Here is a 17,791-nt window from a genome sequence, read left to right as displayed (position 1 = left end):
ACCAATGCTAATTTGGCTTCTTACCTAACGATTCTGCTTTATCTGAGTCGTACCACCAGCTATCAAGACCAATGGCGTATTTGGGGCGGGTATCTGGGCGTGAAAATTTATTCCAATGGGCGATACGAAAACTTTTAGAGTGCCACTGAGGAATGACATAATAGTTCCACAACGCTACTCGGTCAAAAACATGGCCTAGCGCTAAAAGACGCTCTTCATCTTCTTGAGACGCTTCAATCTTCTCTAATAAATCATCAATCACAGGATTACTCACACCCGCTTGATTGTAAGTCGAATCCATATAGTCAGTGTGCCAACGTAGTTTCATATTCGATGATGGGTACGGCATTGCGCTATAGCCCTGTGGAGTCATATCAAAATCGCGCGAGCGCAAACGATTGAGGTATTGAGTCGTGTCCACCATACGGACACTAACATCAATGCCCACTCGTTCGAGATTGCGTTTAAAAGGCAGAACCACTCGCTCCATGGATGGAGAGTAAAGCAATATCTCAAAGGAAAATGGCTTGTCTGTTTTAGTATTGACTAGCTTTTGATCTTTAAGCTCCCACCCTGCCTCTTTAAGTAAGCGCAGTGCTTGGCGCATTTCATTGCGAATATTGCCATCGCCCTTGGTTTTATTAGGACGCCAAACATCACTAAAAACCTCTTTAGGCAGCTGATCCCTGTACTTAGAGAGTATCTCCAGTTCTAACCCATCGGGCTTACCCTGCGCCTTATAGGGGGTATTTTCAAAATAGCTAGTGTTGCGTGTATACGATGAATAGAACAGGTTTTTATTCAACCACTCAAAATCCAATAGGTAATTTAACGCCTCGCGAACACGACGATCTTTAAACGGTTCTCGCTGAATGTTAAACACAAACGCCTGCATAGGCTGAGGAATCTTATGCTGTAACTCTTCTTTTATAATATTGCCATTTTTAACGGCTGGAACGTCGTAGCCTTCGGCCCACTGTTTAGCAACATTTTCTCGACGAAAGTCAAACTCACCCGCCTTAAAGGCCTCTAATGCCACCGTATCATCACGGTAATAATCGTAGCGAATACGTTTAAAGTTTTGCTGCCCTTTACGGCTAGGCAAATCTGCAGCCCAATATTCGTCGATTAGCTCATAGGTGGCAAACTGCCCCATCTTGTAATCGACTACTCTATAAGCACCACTACCTAAAGGTGGCTCATTGAGTGGCTCACTAAGGTCTCGGTCCGCCCAATATTGTTTGGGTAAAATATTAAAACTCGCCAACCCAGCTATGTAATCTCGATTGCTCTTCGAAAATATAAACTTGACCTTATGAGGACTTAGCGCCGTAACGTTTTTCACGTCTTTATAGTAGTTTTTAACAAAGGATACACCTTGATCCATAAACTTGTTAAAACTAAAAACCACATCATCAGCAGTGATAGCCGTGCCATCTTGAAAGCGCGCCTCAGGGTTTAAATTAAACGCGACCCACGTGTAATCTTCGGGGTACTCAATGCTCTCGGCTATTAAGGGATACAAAACCCCTATCTCATCGTCGCTGTCGACCATTAGTGTGTCATAAAACGCTTCGCTGTTAACTTCGGCATCGCCGCGAGAGGCATAGCGATTGAAGCTATCATAAGTACCAATCGTCGCGAGAACCAACTCTCCCCCTTTGGGAGCCTCGGGGTTTACATAGTCAAAATGGCTGAAATCGGCCGGATACTTCGCCTCGCCATGGTCGGCGAAAGCGTGAGACTTAATTACCTTAACGCTGTTAGCGCCACCTTCGGAGTCGGCGGCAAACACCGCACAAGCCGCAAAGCTTAATGTCAGCGAGACTAATACGTTTCTCAGAAACTTCATGGTGCACTACTCCGTACTAATATTCGCGTTTGGGGTCAACTCGTCTGCGTCAGGCGCACCAGAGTACATTATCAGGGCGATTTACGATGCGAATTTGGACAACAGAAAAACGATTTTGTTAAGGGCTCACATCACCACATAGAATGCGAAGCGAAGGGCCCGGAGCCATTGAGTGTAGCGAGGCGCTGGCGCGCTGACAATAGCCTCGACTAGGTTCGTCTAACGTAGGGGTAAATCTGCCCAGAAGACAGACACTAGGCTGCATAAATGCTAGTATTGGGGTGACGGCAGCCAACTTGAATGCCTGTTATAATGCGGTTACACGATAAAAAGACCCAAGACATGACGGCCACACTCCTAACTGAAGATCAGCGAGACTGCCTGCAGGAAATAGCCAATGTCGCTATGGGGCAGTCGGCCGACCATTTGGCGCGCCTGTTGGACGTTTTTGTGGTTCTCTCCATTCCGAGCGTCAGCCTGCTCACACCCAATGATATCGCCATGATGCTGCAATCGCTTCAAAGCGAGGATGGCGATGGCCAAGAGCTAGCCGGCGTCTGCCAAGGGTTTATTGGCGGAGGTATCGCCGGCGAGGCACTACTGATCTTCAATGGTACCGATTACCGGGATTTAGCCACCCTGCTCCGCTATGACGCCAATGCCGGCGCCAGTGCCCGCAGCGAGCTACTCATGGACACCACCAACGTCCTTGGTGGCGCTTGCTTACACAGTCTTGCCAAACAGCTGGATACACAGTTTAGCCTGGGTCCCCCGATTTTACTGGGCGAGCACTTCGATTTAACGGAAACCCTGAAGAAGCGTGAAATCAATTGGCATAATGCTCTCGTTATCGAGATCAATTACACTATTGAGGATCACAAGGTAAACTGCGACCTGTTATTGGTGATCAGTGAAAACTGCATTGACGGGCTACTTGAGAAACTCAATTACCTGATCGAATAATACGGGCGAGCTGAGCTATGGCGGATACAAAAGACGACTTGAGCCACTTTCTCAAGGACGTTCACTGGCTGTTAGACATTCTGCAGAATATCGATGTCGGACTTGTGGTGCTTGACGCTCAGTACAATGTCGCTCTGTGGAACCAGTTTATGCAAAACCACAGTGGCCAAGCCCCCGAGCACGTACTGGGCAACAGTTTGTTTAGTATCTTCCCCGAGCTGTCCGAAGATTGGTTTCGCCGCAAGGCGGAGCCGGTTTTTGTACTGCAAAGTGCCGCTTTCACCACCTGGGAGCAACGTCCCCACCTGTTTCGGTTTCCCCATTACCGGCCCATTACTGGCAGTGCCGGCTATATGTATCAAAACACCACAATTATCCCCCTGATTGATACGCACGGGGAGGTTGAGCATATATGCTTGATCGTCTACGACGTAACCGACACTGCAATGAACAAACTTGCACAAATTGAGGCAAACAACCGCCTGCAGGGCTTAAGTCGTATTGACCACTTAACTGGGTTATTCAATCGCGGGCACTGGGAGCACTGTTTAACACAAGAGTACAAACGCTTTGACCGGTATCACATTTCCTGCTCGTTAGTGCTGTTTGATATCGACCACTTTAAAGTCGTTAACGACACCTACGGTCACACGGTGGGTGATGACGTTATCCGTTGCGTCAGCGAGTGCCTGCGCGCGCAATTGCGCGAAACGGATATCGCGGGGCGTTACGGTGGCGAAGAATTTGGTGTTATTTTGACTAACACAGATACCGACGGCGCCCTTGAGTTTGCCGAGCGTTTACGCAAAGCGGTCGAGGCGCAGTCGATTACCACCGCCACTACCGACGTTAAAATTACCATTAGCCTCGGGGTCCAACAGCTTAGCGAAACTATTTGCTCGACCCAGAACTGGCTAGAGGGCGCCGATAAAGCGCTCTACTTCTGCAAAGAAAACGGCCGCAACCGCTCCCACGCCAGCGAATAGCCCCGGCTACATCTTTCTAAGACGCTTAACACCCCGCAAAACCGACGCACAAAAAAGCCGGCACCCATTGGCGCCGGCTTTAGAGAGTATGGCCTAATAATATTAGATACTATTACCGCTCAATATCAGCGGTTTCTTCTAGGTACTGCTGATAAGAAGCAAAGTCGGCATTGCCGAGCAAACTTGCCAAGCTCTGACTTACAGACGCTTTCTCGGTGTCTGGTATATCCTCTTGCGGCACGTTAACAGCACTTAAGACGACGACGGAGTACTCGCCATTGGCACCAAATCCATCGACACTCACACCGTCGGCTGACGGGTGCGCCATGCTAAAGGCAAACTCGACAACCCCTCTGGGCTGCTCCATATTGCCACGCTCAACAGCCTCTAATGAGGTTACCTCAAGCGCCTCGGCTTCGGCCAACTGTGCTAAGTCAGCGCCCTCCAAGAGGCGACTCTGCAATGATTTGCCTTTTTCTGCCAGCAGATTCGCGGCCTGCTCTTCTCGTAAAGTCGTTGCGATTTGATCACTCACCTCGCCCAAAGGCTTAACAAAGCTTGGCTCATGGGCGATCTTTTTCACCACAACCACACGATCTGGCGCCAGCTCGATAACCTCACTGGCGTTATCGTGGGTTAACACCTCTTCGCTAAACGCCGCTTTGGCAACGGCAGGCGACGCGCTAATACCATTGCCGCCGCTGCGTGCAAAAAGCTCACTTTGGGCGACTTTAACATTCAGCTGCTCAGCGACATTAGCCAGGCTTTCAGCGTTGTAAGACAAATCTTCAAGCTGATCAAGTAGCTCGATAAAGCGAGCCTCGGCGGCGGTGCGCTTGGCCTGCTCTGCCAGCTGCTCCTTCTGCTCGGCAAAGCTCGTGGGCTCGCCACCGCTTTCTTCCAGAAGCTTGATAAAGTGAGTGCCGGCATCGGTCGTAACCGGACCTGAGACCTCACCAACAGACAACCCGGCCAAAGCCTCTTCAAAGTCTTCAGGGAATGCATCACCACCAGAAACACCCAGATCGCCGCCGCTATCCTTAGACCCTAAATCGTCCGAGTACTCGGCAGCCAGCTCGGCGAAGTCGGCGTTGCTGTTAAGCTTGGCCTGAACCTCGGCAATTTTTTCATCGCTCGGATCTTCGAGCAAAATGTGTGCGGCATGGCGTTCAACTGAAGGCGCAAAATCTTCAATATTTTCTTCGTACTGTGTACGCAGCTCAGCCTCGTCAACACTTTCATTTGCCGCCAGTTCATCAACACTTAAGTCAATGTATTCGACAGCCACCTTCTCAGGAACCGTAAAGCGCTCGCTGTTTTGTTGGTAATACTGCTCGATCTCAGCTTCGCTAACATCAATGCTTTCCATTAATTTTTCAGCATTAAACGTGACAAAGCTAAAGTCGCGGGTTTGATTGTTCAGCTCAATTAAGTACTGAAGCTCCGCGTCCGTAACAAAATTAGTGCCTGATACACCGCTTGCCAGTTGATTAACCGTTAAGTCGCGAATCAACTCACGCTTGTAGGATGCCGGGGTATAAGCCAGCATGCGCAGCGATTGTTGGTAGCGGTCTGGATCAAACTCACCGTCGAGGTTCTGAAACGCGGGGATCGACGTAATCACACTGTTTAAGCGCGCATCCGAAACCGTCATGCCGGCCTCTTGGGCGGCTTGCGTCAATAAGGTGCGGCGCACTAGGTTTTCAATAGCGGGCTCTCGCAAGTTCTCACTGCTGAGAAAATCCTCGGGCACCGAATCGCCAAAGCGGCTGCGCAACTGTTGTTTTTGCTGCTCGATTGCGCGAGTCACTTCAGTCTCGGTAATATCCTGACCGTTAATGGTCAATACGGTTTGCGAGGTATTCGTGCTAGAAAAGAGAGCTTCGGCTCCCGAGAGCGCGAAGATAATCACCAGCAAACCGACTAAGATTCCGGCGACAACTCCTTTAGAGTTATCGCGCATTGTTTGTAACATGTCCAGCTCCTGAACGGGGGCAGTTTTATGTCTGCACACAAATATTTATGTCGGTACACAAAAAAGGCGCATCTTGGATGCGCCTTTTAAACGTTAGGGTTTCTTTTAAAACGCTAACGTGGCTTCAATTAAACTAAAACTTGGCTTAATTGACAGCGTCTTTCAGAGCCTTACCGGCTTTAAAGCTAGGCACTTTCGCAGCAGCGATCTGAATTTCAGCGCCGGTTTGCGGATTGCGCCCGGTGCGTGCGGCACGATCTTTTACAGAAAAAGTACCAAACCCTACTAGCACAACTTGATCACCTTTTTTCAGTGAGTCAGTAACGCCATCAACAACGGCATCCAGTGCACGTCCCGCAGCAGCTTTAGAGATATCCGCAGATGCGGCGATGGCTTCGATCAGCTCAGTTTTATTCACGTTAAACCCCTTTAATAAATTTCCAGAACTAGCGTTTATAGTTGTGCAGTGCTTATTGATGGATGGCATCAACGACTCACCGGACTTAGTCCCGCACCACCACTTCTGTTGAACTGCGATTTATACCAAGTGGCTCCGGTCGGGTCAAGGCTGGGCTGCGACAATCGCCGTAAGTATCCCAGTTTTGTCTGCTATTTGAGCAAAAGCAGAGTTTCTGGGCCCAGGCGAGTAATTTTAGAGCGCAATCAAGTTACTCAAAGTAACAACCCATAGAGCCGAATTAACACACTAATGTGTGTTAATTCGGTTGCCATTTTCCGACTGCTCAGCCTTTTGCTCCAACGCCTGGTACTCTTCATCACTCAGTGGCGTCGGTGTATGCTGTAAGGCGATTTGCAGCACCTCGTCAATCCATTTAACCGGGCGTATCGTTAAATCCGCCTTAATGTTGTCGGGAATTTCCTTAAGATCACGCTCGTTATCCGCTGGAATCACAACAGTTTTAATGCCACCACGGTGAGCGGCCAGCAACTTCTCTTTTAGGCCGCCAATACGCAGTACCTCACCGCGCAGGGTAATCTCGCCGGTCATGGCCACATCAGCTCTAACGGGAATAGAGGTCAGCACAGACACCAAGGCCGTGCACATCCCCACCCCGGCACTGGGGCCATCTTTAGGCGTTGCCCCCTCTGGCACATGAATATGAATGTCCATTTTTTCGTGGTAATCCGGCGCGACTCCCAACACTTGCGCACGCGAGCGAACCACGGTTAACGCCGCCTGGATAGACTCCTGCATGACATCACCGAGCGAGCCGGTTTTTATCACTCTACCCTTACCTTTTACCGCCGTAGACTCAATGGTTAGCAGCTCCCCGCCAACTTGGGTCCAGGCAAGTCCCGTTACCTGACCGATCTGATCATCGTTTTCAGCTCGGCCAAAATCAAATTTACGCACACCCAGTAAATCTTCCAACGCATCAACGGTAATGGTGTCGGTGGTCTTATCGGCCGCCCGAACGTGCTTGGTCACGACTTTACGAGCCAGCTTGGCAACTTCGCGGTCCAGCCCACGAACCCCGGCTTCACGCGTGTAATAGCGGATTATGTCGCGAATAACGTCATCATCCACCGCCATTTCACCCTCTTTTAGGCCATTGGCTTTCACTTGCTTGGGAATCAGGTACTTTTTGGCAATATTCAGCTTTTCTTCTTCGGTATAACCGGGAATCCGGATGACCTCCATCCGGTCCAGCAATGGGCCGGGGATATTCATCGAGTTTGAGGTGCAGACAAACATCACGTCGGAAAGATCGTAATCAACCTCAAGGTAGTGATCGTTGAAGTGGTTGTTCTGCTCCGGGTCCAGCACCTCTAACAGCGCTGAGGCTGGATCACCGCGGTTGTCCATGCCCATCTTGTCGACTTCGTCGAGCAAAAACAGTGGGTTTTTAACCCCGGCCTTGGCCATTTTTTGCACTAACTTGCCTGGCAAAGAACCAATGTAAGTGCGGCGATGGCCGCGAATTTCTGCCTCATCACGCACACCACCCAGCGCCATACGCACAAATTTGCGGTTGGTTGCGCGAGCGATAGATTCGCCCAAGGAGGTTTTACCAACCCCCGGAGGGCCCACCAGACACAAGATAGGGCCTTTGATTTTTTTAACGCGTTTTTGTACTGCCAGGTACTCGAGAATACGCTCTTTAACCTCTTCGAGGCCGTGGTGATCTTTTTCGAGCACTGCCTCGGCCCGGGCGAGATCGTGGCGCACTTTACTGCGTTTTTTCCAAGGGACCTTGATCATCCAGTCGATATAGGCCCGCAGCACCGAGGCCTCGGCGGACATCGGCGACATCATTTTTAACTTGCCAAGTTCGGCGCGAGTTTTCTCTTGGGCTTCTTCCGACATTCCGCTGTCGGCAATTTTTTGCTCCAGCTCGTCAACCTCGTTGACCTCTTCGCCCATATCGCCCAGCTCTTTCTGAATCGCCTTCATTTGCTCATTCAGGTAGTACTCGCGCTGGCTTTTTTCCATCTGTTTTTTAACGCGGCCGCGAATTTTCTTCTCGACCTGCAGCAGGTCGATTTGCCCATCCATCAGCTCGAGCAAACTTTCAATTCGCTCGCGAACGCCGGTAAGCTCAAGTACCGCTTGTTTTTGCTCCAACTCAAGCGCCATATGCGCGGCAACCGTATCGGCAAAGCGGCTCGGATCATCAATACCGCTCAGCGAGCTCATCACCTCCGACGACACCTTGCGCGACAAACTGACATATTGCTCAAAATGGTCGCGCGCGGTTTTAATCAACGCCTCGGCGTCTTCACTGGCCAAGGCTTCCTCGGCAAAGACGCTCACGGCAACGCGGTAGTGGCCGTCTTCCTCTTCAGCATTATCGATAGACACCCGCTCGCCGCCTTCAACCAACACTTTGACGGTGCCGTCGGGCAGTTTGAGTAGCTGTAGGATTGTGGCAAGCGTGCCTACTTGGTATAGGTCGCTTGGGGTTGGGTCGTCATCAGTAGGACTTTTTTGTGCCACTAAGACGATCTGCTTGTCAGCGCGCATTGCGCTCTCAAGCGCTTCGATAGACTTTTGCCGACCGACAAACAGGGGAATCACCATGTGCGGATAGACTACGACATCCCGCAACGGCAACAAGGGTAAATCGGAGTTCTTTGATACTTGCTCATTCTGGTCCATAGAGACCCCCTAATGGTCTGGTTACAACGGGCTTATTAGCCTTACACCTTAAGATTGGGGTCGAGCGGAGGAAATTACAAGACAGGAGGGAATAAAAACGCAAATAGGGTACTAAAAGTACCCTATTTGCGCAGTTTTACAGCAGTTTAGCTACGAAACTCAGTCTTCTTTGGCGACCTTGCTGGGAGCGGGCTCTTGGTTTTCATACACCAGTAAAGGCTCAGATTCGCCTTTAATCACGCTCTCATCAACCACCACTTTCTTAACACTTTCCTCTGAAGGAATGCGGTACATGGTGTCCAGCAAGACAGACTCCATAATTGAGCGCAAGCCGCGGGCACCGGTTTTGCGATCCATAGCCTTTTGCGCCACAGCCTCCAATGCATCACGGCGGAAGTCCAGCTCAACCCCTTCCATATCAAACAAGCGTTGATACTGCTTGGTTAAAGCGTTTTTCGGCTCAGCAAGAATCTGCACTAAGGCTTCATTGTCCAGCTCGTCTAGCGTTGCGATAACAGGCAAGCGCCCTACAAACTCAGGGATCAAGCCGTAGCGCACTAAATCTTCTGGCTCAAGCTCGTGCAGAGTGTCGCCAAAGCTCTTGTCATCGTTTTTGCTTTTAACTTCAGCGCCAAAACCGATACCGCCACGCTCTGAACGGTCGCGAATCACTTTATCCAAGCCCGCAAATGCGCCGCCACAGATAAACAGGATATTACCGGTATCAACCTGCAAAAACTCCTGCTGCGGATGTTTGCGCCCACCTTGAGGCGGCACGGATGCTACGGTGCCCTCAATAAGCTTCAAAAGCGCTTGCTGCACACCCTCACCCGAGACATCACGGGTAATGGAGGGGTTGTCCGACTTACGAGAGATCTTATCGATCTCATCGATGTAAACGATACCCTGCTGCGCTTTCTCGACATCGTAGTCGCATTTTTGCAGTAGCTTTTGAATGATGTTTTCAACGTCTTCGCCGACATAGCCTGCTTCGGTCAAGGTCGTCGCATCGGCAATGGTAAAGGGCACATTTAACAGGCGCGCTAGGGTTTCGGCCAGGAGTGTTTTACCACTACCGGTGGGGCCCACCAGCAAAATATTACTTTTACCCAATTCAACGGCGTCTTTCTCTTTGCCTTTGGCGCCACCAACGCGCAAGCGTTTGTAGTGGTTATACACTGCCACAGCCAATACTTTTTTAGCCGGTTGTTGGCCAATAACGTACTGATCGAGAATGCCAGAAATCTCAGCCGGCTTAGGCAGTTTTTCCGACTGACCCTCTGCAGCGGTTTCTTGGATTTCTTCGCGAATAATGTCGTTACACAGATCGACACACTCGTCACATATAAACACAGAGGGCCCCGCAATTAACTTGCGAACCTCGTGCTGGCTCTTACCGCAAAACGAGCAATACAAAAGCTTACCGTTTTTGTCGCCGCTATCACCGGTGTGATCGGTCATTAAACCACTCCCATTCTTAACCTATGGAGTAAAGATGCAGTCTTTACCCTAAATTTTCAAGCCCCAGCAGGTAAATCAACCGAGACTGCAATACTCTACTGGGATGAATTAAGTCTCAACCCGGCTCGAGACAACGGAATCGACAATGCCGTACTCTTTTGCCTCATCCGCTGACATAAACTTATCACGCTCGGTGTCCAGCTCTATTTGCTCTAGCTTCTGACCGCTGTGATTGGCCAAAATTTGGTTCAACCGCTCGCGAATCTTAAGGATCTCTTGGGCGTGGATATGGATATCCGACGCCTGACCCTGAGCACCACCACTGGGCTGGTGAATCATCACCCGCGAGTTAGGCAAGCAGTAACGCTTACCTTTGGCGCCCGATGCCAGTAAAAAAGCACCCATAGAGCAAGCCTGCCCCATGCACATTGTGCTCACATCTGGCTTGATAAACTGCATGGTGTCGTAAATGGACATGCCTGCTGTTACCGAGCCACCGGGCGAGTTAATGTACAAGTGAATGTCTTTATCTGGATTTTCCGCCTCTAGGAAAAGCAACTGGGCGCACACCAGATTGGCCATATGATCTTCTACCTGGCCGGTTAAAAAAATCACACGCTCCTTTAAAAGGCGCGAGTAGATATCGTACGAGCGCTCTCCCCGAGCGGTTTGCTCGACAACCATTGGCACTAAGCCGCTGGCGGTGATCTCTTGAGTACTACGATCTGATTGCGGGTAGGACATTGTGCTTCATACCTTCTTCTGAAAATGTCACAAACACGGCGCGAAGCCGCCATTAAACCGAGATAGTGGGAGCTTAACCTGTGACGGGACTGTTTGCCAGCGCCGTAAGAGAATTGGGAGGGAGAGTGGCCGCGAAACGAGCGTTTCGCGGCATTTTTGTCCAAAAAGCGTTATTTTTCGGCTTTTGGCTGCATGATCTCGTCATAGGTGGCAGTCGCTTCAGTTACGTCTGCCTTTTCGAGAATATACTCGACAACCTGGTCTTCCAGTACCGCCGACTCAATACCGGCCAACATTTGACGCTGGCTGTAATAATAGTCGATAACCTCTTGCGGCTCTTCGTAAGTACCGGCAATCTCTTCAACCATGCTACGTACAGCTTTGGCCTCTGGTTTGATGTTGGCAGATTTTACAACTTCGCCGACAATCAAGCCCAGCGCAACGCGGCGTTTGGCCTCTTCTTCAAACATGCTGTCAGGCAGCATTGATTTTGCATCAAACCCCTCGGGCTGCTTACCAAAGCGCTGCATCATTTGATTGCGCAGCACATCAATTTCGTTGCCAACCAACGCTTTGGGCAGGTCAACCTCATGGCTCTCGATCAATTGATCCATAACCTGAGACTTTACCTTACCTTTTAGCGCGTTCTTCAGCTCGCGCTCCATATTGGCCTTAACTTCCTTCTGGAAGGCCTTAATTCCGCCCTTTTCCAGACCAAAGGTTTGGAAGAAAGGTTTTTTCAGCTCTGGTAAGGTTTGCTCTGAGACGCTATTTACTTTAATTGCAAATTCGACGTCAGCACCTTTAAGATCTTCCGACTGATAGTCTTCCGGGAAGGTGACCTTAATGGTTTTCTCATCGCCGGCTTTCATGCCCACGATGCCGTCTTCAAAACCAGGGATCATGGAGTTTGAGCCCAACACTAAGTTGTGGCCCTGCGCCTTACCGCCTTCGAACTCTTCACCGTCTTTGGTGCCAGTAAAATCAATATTTACCTGATCGCCATCGGCGCTAGCACGCTTAACGACTTCGTATGTCGCTTGATGCTTGCGCAGGGTTTCGATCATGTTGTCGATATCTTCGTCGGTAATCTCAGCGGACTCGCGAGTCACTTTGAAGCCCGAGATATCGCCCAGCGTAACCTCTGGGTACACCTCAAAGGTGGCAACAAACTCTAAGTCTTGCCCTTCGCCCATTTGCTTGGGCTGAATGCTTGGCTGACCGGCAGGTTTCACGTCTTCTTTTTGTGCGGCTTCGTAGAAAGAGCGGCTAATGACTTCGCCCACAACTTCTTGGCGAACACCAGCGCCGTAGCGCTGCTTAACGATTTTCATGGGGACTTTGCCCTTGCGAAAACCGTTAATCCGAATGTTTTTAGCGGCATCTTTCAGGCGCTTTTCAATTTCGCCTTCTACGGTATCGGCGGGTACGCCGATGGTCAGACGACGCTCTAAGCCAGAAGTCGTTTCGATTGAAACCTGCATATTTTCCTCGTGAAATAACGTCGATGTCTCTCACATCGGTTAAAAAACGCCGCCGTCCTAGATCACTAAGAGCGGCGGCGTATTCTCTTTCATTGTTTGGTGCGGTCGGAGAGACTCGAACTCTCACACCTTGCGGCACCAGAACCTAAATCTGGCGTGTCTACCAATTTCACCACGACCGCGTCGCCCAATGGCGCATTTCGCAAAACCCGCCTTTAACCGCAAGCTGTTGATTTACATCTAAAAAACCAACAAGGCCAAAGACTGTCTGCGAGAAGGGTGGTGATTCTGCCACAGTCCTCGACGAGGTTCAACTAGCGAATTCAATCATTTTCATTGCTTGGGCTTAGCAATAAGCGTCACGGCACCTATTTCTAACCGAATCCTAGTGCCCTGACGGGCCCGCGCGGGTATTAACATCGCCTGTTCGGCGCCAAGCAAACGTTGATCGACCGATTGCTCGCCGGAAACCGCCATTACCAACTGATAGGTATCGGCACCAGCCAGTACATAACTGCCCGCTTTAGGGGCCCTAAGGCGCCATACTTCAAAATCATCAAAATCGACAATCTGCTCGCGAATAATGGCTCCTTCCTCGTCCTGAAAAGCGCAGATGGCAGGTTGAGGCGGGCACGCCACATCGATTTTAGCCAGTGCAGCATCAGTATCCCACTCAACCTGAGTTAACACTTTTTGCGCAAACGCTAAAATCTTGCGCTCGTAAACAGGGGTTTGAAACTCTACCGTGCGCACCCCATGCAGCAGTGAGTGAGGGGTATAACACGGCACTTTAACCACGTCCCCCACTACCAAAGGCAACACTTGGGTAAAGCTGTCCATATACTGGCGTCGCGCTTGCTCCTGTTGCTGCAAATCCAAATCAATATGCCGCATCCAGTAGCGCACCTGAGAGGGACTTACCGGGGTGTTTACCTCTATGCCTTCAGCTTGCTTGACGATGTCGAGTCTGGCGTCAATTTGTCGGCGCACCTCTTCATAATCAGAAACAGCGTTCCGGTACGCCGCCTTAAAACTAGCATCGTCGCCAAACTCGGCGCGCTTGGCCGGGCAAAAACCAAACCGAATCCCCCCCACACCATCGGGCCAGGCTGTTTTGTCGACATGGGTGACGACATACACCTCTTGCTTGCGCTCATGCATCTCAAAATACAGGTCGCCAAACACTTCGTCGGGTAACGGATCGAGAATTTTTAATAAAGTTAATTCTTGCGGCCGATCACAGGCAAAACGCCCGGGCAATAGTGACAGCAACCAAGGCAGCGGTGTGCTCAGGCGATCACTCCCCACCCCTGCCTGGCCGCGCACTTCGATACCGGTATACCAAACCTCCCGTCCCCAAGGCTTGGGGATAGCTACCGGAACTAGGGCTACCGCACCGGCTAAATCGAGCACCGGCGCGCCGAGCGTTTGCGCGAGGTGAGATAAGGTAACGCTATCGGACCAATCGCGTACCACGCGCAAGGCATCGTCCGTTGCAAGGCAAATAAACCCCTGTAAATTATCGACCGCACCGCTCACTACGGCCAGCAAGGTTTGCGTTTTTGGCTCTGGCAAATAATAAGCATGATGCTCAAACTGCAGCGCTAGCAGCTTATTAGCCGCTAGTTGCTGGACGCTGTTAGCCAAAAAGGTGTCTAGGTTTAAAGCAGAGTAAATCTTCAAGCGCGGCAATCTCCAAGCAGCGTTTTGCTACAGATGCAGGAGGGCAGCATCTGCAGCGAGCATTACGGGCGGCCTATTCTAACAGAGGTAGCCGCTCGCAAGCTTACAAACCTAAGCTTCCGCTAAACCCGCTCGATAACGGTCGCAATACCCTGCCCCAAACCAATGCACATGGTTGCCAACCCAATTGAGGCATCGCGTGACTCAAGCACGCTGAGCAAAGAGCCGGTAATGCGAGTGCCGGAGCAGCCAAACGGATGCCCCAAGGCAATAGCGCCGCCGTGGACGTTTACGCGCTCATCCATTTGCGGCAAAAAGTCTAAGTCTTTCAGTACCGGTAGCGCTTGCGCCGCAAAAGCCTCATTAAGCTCGACATAGTCAATGTCGGCGGTTGTAAGCCCTGCCATTTTAAGAGCCTTGCGACTGGCGGGTACTGGCCCGTAACCCATAATAGACGGGTCGACCCCGGCCACCGCTTGCGAACGTACTCGCGCCCGCGGGGTTAGCCCGAGACTCGCGGCGCGCTCGGCCGACATCACCAGCATGGCGGAGGCGCCATCGGACAATTGCGATGAACTGCCAGCCGTTACTTTGCCATTAACAGGATCAAACACCGGCTTAAGCGCCGCCAGCCCCTCTAATGTGGTGTCGGCGCGAATCGTTTCGTCTGCGGCAATCATCGCTGGCACGCCATCTGCGGTATGCCCGGCAACAGGAATAATCTCGCAGTCAAACTCGCCAGTGTCTCGCGCTTTAGCCGCTAACAGATGTGAACGCAAAGAAAGTTTATCCATCGCGTCACGCTCAATGCCGTGCAACTGGGCGAGGTATTCCGCCGTCAGCCCCATATTACCCGCAGCTTTGGCCACACTTAACCCCAGCAGTGGGTTTGGGTCCATTGCCTCGTACATAGGCAAGTGCCCCAAGTGTTCAACCCCTCCAACAAGGTACACATCGCCAAGCCCCGCCTGGATATTGGCGCTGGCGGAGTGCAAAGCCGCCATTGACGAGCCACACAAGCGATTAACGGTTTGTGCCGGTATTGAATGGTCCAGCCCAGCCAGTAACACAATATAGCGGGCGATGTTAAAAGCTTGCTCTTCGCGCTGCAGCACGCAACCCCAAATTAAGTCGTCAATTTCCGACGGGTCCAACGCGGCATTTCGGGCAAGCAAGCCACGCACCAGCGCCGCCGAGATGTCGTCGGCGCGCGAGTGTCGGAAGCACCCGCCTTTTGAGCGCCCCATCGCACTGCGCGCAAAGTCAACAATGACGGGATCTCTCGGCTGTAAACGTGATGATGAAACAAATTGTGTAGTCACCGGGAGCCTCCTTAGTGGCTTGGGTTTAATGTGGCACTAGTGGCGGCTGAGCCATAAAAACTTGTGCCCTGCTCGGCCAGCTCTGACATCATGGGCTCGGTTTGATACAAAGGCCCATACTGACGTAACGTGTTGAGTTGTTCGCAAAACTGACGCACCCCAATACTGTCTACCCAACGCAATACACCACCGCGATGGGCCGGGAAGCCCAGACCGTAAATCATCGCCATATCGGCTTCGGCTACCGACCCGACAATACCCTCTTGCAAGGTGCGGCAAAGCTCGTTTACCAGCGGCGCCATCATACGCAAGACAATCGTTTCGTCATCGGGCTTAGCCGTCGATTGTATATTGAGCATTTGCACCGCATCCGGGTTGGGTGTTTTTTGCGGACGGCCGCGCTTGTCTTTTTCATAGCAATAAAACCCTTTGCCGCCTTTTTGCCCCAACAAGCCTGCCTGATACAAAATAGTGGTTGGCGAGGGGTTAGTCCTGCCCATACGCCCGGGAAACGCGTTAGCCATAGTCGCCTCAGCGTGTTCGGCGGTATCCAGCCCCACCACATCAAGCAAGTGTGCCGGCCCCATTGGCCAACCCCAACGCACCATGGCAGCATCGATATGGGTAAAGTCCACACCGTCATCCAGTAGAGCGGCAAAGCCCGCAAAATAGGCAAACAGAACCCGGTTTACTAAGAAGCCGGCGCAATCGTTAACCACGACCGCTTTTTTGCCCAATGCACCGGCACACTCAACCGCGCGCGCAACGGTATCGTCCGAGGTCTTTGCGCCGCGAATCACTTCTACCAACGGCATGGCGTGCACTGGGTTAAAAAAATGCAGACCGCAAAACTGCTCTGGCCGTGTTAATGCCGTTGCCAATTCCGTAATAGAAATAGTCGACGTATTAGAACTCAACACAGCCGTAGCTGGCAGCTGCGCTTCCACGTCAGCCAGCACGGTTTTTTTAACCGCAATATTTTCCACTACCGCTTCAACCACCACGTCCGCCGTAGCCAGCGGCTGGTCGTTAAGCGTTGGTTGAATACGCGTTAGCGCCTCTGCCAACGCTGCCACCGACATTTTACCTTTTTCAACTCGACGCCCCAGAACGCTGGCAGCTTCTTGCAAGCCTAAATCGATGCCTTTCTGGTTAATATCTTTAAGGGCGACCGGCAACCCTTTTAGTGCCGACTGGCAGGCGATACCCCCACCCATAATACCAGCACCTACCACCGCGAGCTTAGCGGTTTTAACCGACGCCTTGGCCTGCCACTGACGCGCTTTTTTAGAGAGCGCTTGATCGGCGATAAACAAACCGCTTAAAGCTTTTGCGGTATCCGTTTGAGCCACCTGTATAAAATACGCCAGCTCCGATTTTGCCGCCTCGAGCGCGGATTTTGTCGCCGCCTCTCGAATCGCCTCCAGCGCAGCCAAGGGGGCGGGATAATGCCTGCCGGCTTTTTGCGCGATAAAGGCTTTAGCCGATTCAAAGGCAAGACCCGACTCAATAGGGTTTAGTGCTAATGGCTGATTTTTTTGTTGACGACGCAATTCGTAATCCATCTCGCCCTGTGCGCAGCGGCGCAACAACTCAGCTGCGCAACTACGCAGCTCGTCTTGCGCCACTACGGCGTCGAGTACATGAGCTTTTAGTGCATCAGCGGCGCTGGCCTCTTTTGCGGTGGCAATCCATTCAAGCGCGGTATCTAAACCGGCAATGCGAGGTAGACGTACGGTACCGCCCCAACCGGGAATAATACCCAGACGAGTTTCGGGTAAACCAATACGAGCGCCCGTATCCGCGACTCGGTAGTCACACGCCAACGCCATCTCAAGGCCACCACCAAGGGCGAGCTTATTGATGACCGCCACAGTGGCAAAAGGAAGCGACTGCAGGCGCTGAAAGTTTTGTATGTTGGGCGTAAGGTGTGCGGCGATTGCTTCGCCACCCGACGAAAACACATCGGTAAACTCCTTGATATCGGCTCCCGCCAAAAACGAATCTTTACCGCTGACAATCATCAGTCCCGACAACTCGGCGTGCTCCAGTACGTCTAGCACCTGGCTAAGCTCGGCTATCGCTTTGCGGCTAAAAACATTAACGGGAGAGTCTGGCGTATTGATTTCCAGCTCAGCAATACCAGCCTTGCGCGTTAGTGTAAAAATATCACCTTGATACATAATGTGCCTCATCATTG

General features: G+C 51.4%; 12 protein-coding genes and 1 tRNA gene. 2 read left to right on the top strand and 11 right to left on the bottom strand.

The annotated features are described in order from the left end of the window. Window positions 1-7 precede the first annotated feature (7 nt). Window positions 8-1,852: an extracellular solute-binding protein gene (locus AACY82_RS02410; protein ID WP_339615160.1), complete on the bottom strand. Its 1,845-nt coding sequence runs from the start codon at window positions 1,850-1,852 to the stop codon at window positions 8-10. Between the two features lie 342 nt (window positions 1,853-2,194). Here AACY82_RS02410 and AACY82_RS02405 point away from each other — a divergent pair, with 342 nt between their 5' ends. Both AACY82_RS02405 and AACY82_RS02400 read left to right on the top strand, forming a co-directional pair. Then, entirely contained in the window at window positions 2,195-2,815 is a 621-nt protein-coding gene (locus AACY82_RS02405; protein WP_339615159.1) for a histidine kinase, read from the top strand. Between the two features lie 17 nt (window positions 2,816-2,832). Then, a complete protein-coding gene (locus tag AACY82_RS02400; protein ID WP_339615158.1) occupies window positions 2,833-3,801 on the top strand; it encodes a diguanylate cyclase in 969 nt (322 codons plus the stop codon). A gap of 112 nt (window positions 3,802-3,913) precedes the next feature. On the opposite strand, the gene AACY82_RS02395 is transcribed toward AACY82_RS02400, so the two are convergent. From AACY82_RS02395 to fadB, 10 genes are all read right to left on the bottom strand, one after another. After that, window positions 3,914-5,776, bottom strand: coding sequence for a SurA N-terminal domain-containing protein (locus AACY82_RS02395; protein WP_339615157.1), 1,863 nt, complete (start codon window positions 5,774-5,776; stop codon window positions 3,914-3,916). Window positions 5,777-5,921: 145 nt separating this feature from the next. Beyond that, window positions 5,922-6,194, bottom strand: coding sequence for a nucleoid-associated protein HU-beta (hupB, locus tag AACY82_RS02390; protein ID WP_339615156.1), 273 nt, complete (start codon window positions 6,192-6,194; stop codon window positions 5,922-5,924). 288 nt (window positions 6,195-6,482) lie between these two features. Further along, complete coding sequence (gene lon, locus AACY82_RS02385; RefSeq protein WP_339615155.1) at window positions 6,483-8,897, bottom strand: endopeptidase La; 2,415 nt, start codon at window positions 8,895-8,897, stop codon at window positions 6,483-6,485. A 159-nt stretch (window positions 8,898-9,056) separates the two neighbouring features. Continuing rightward, entirely contained in the window at window positions 9,057-10,358 is a 1,302-nt protein-coding gene (gene clpX / locus AACY82_RS02380) for an ATP-dependent Clp protease ATP-binding subunit ClpX (RefSeq protein ID WP_339615154.1), read from the bottom strand. A 108-nt stretch (window positions 10,359-10,466) separates the two neighbouring features. Further along, on the bottom strand, window positions 10,467-11,102 hold the full coding sequence (gene clpP / locus AACY82_RS02375) for an ATP-dependent Clp endopeptidase proteolytic subunit ClpP (RefSeq protein ID WP_339615153.1): 636 nt from the start codon (window positions 11,100-11,102) through the stop codon (window positions 10,467-10,469). A gap of 170 nt (window positions 11,103-11,272) precedes the next feature. Then, window positions 11,273-12,586, bottom strand: coding sequence for a trigger factor (gene tig / locus AACY82_RS02370; protein WP_339615152.1), 1,314 nt, complete (start codon window positions 12,584-12,586; stop codon window positions 11,273-11,275). 97 nt (window positions 12,587-12,683) lie between these two features. Continuing rightward, window positions 12,684-12,768 (bottom strand) — tRNA-Leu (locus tag AACY82_RS02365). A gap of 151 nt (window positions 12,769-12,919) precedes the next feature. After that, on the bottom strand, window positions 12,920-14,269 hold the full coding sequence (locus AACY82_RS02360; protein WP_339615151.1) for a hypothetical protein: 1,350 nt from the start codon (window positions 14,267-14,269) through the stop codon (window positions 12,920-12,922). A gap of 122 nt (window positions 14,270-14,391) precedes the next feature. Continuing rightward, on the bottom strand, window positions 14,392-15,591 hold the full coding sequence (fadA, locus tag AACY82_RS02355; protein WP_339615150.1) for an acetyl-CoA C-acyltransferase FadA: 1,200 nt from the start codon (window positions 15,589-15,591) through the stop codon (window positions 14,392-14,394). A gap of 11 nt (window positions 15,592-15,602) precedes the next feature. After that, a complete protein-coding gene (gene fadB, locus AACY82_RS02350) occupies window positions 15,603-17,774 on the bottom strand; it encodes a fatty acid oxidation complex subunit alpha FadB (protein WP_339615149.1) in 2,172 nt (723 codons plus the stop codon). Window positions 17,775-17,791: the final 17 nt, after the last annotated feature.

Source organism: uncultured Gilvimarinus sp. (genome assembly GCF_963972205.1).
Taxonomy (GTDB): Bacteria; Pseudomonadota; Gammaproteobacteria; order Pseudomonadales; family Cellvibrionaceae; genus Gilvimarinus; species Gilvimarinus japonicus.
This window is presented reverse-complemented; position numbering and strand designations above follow the sequence as displayed.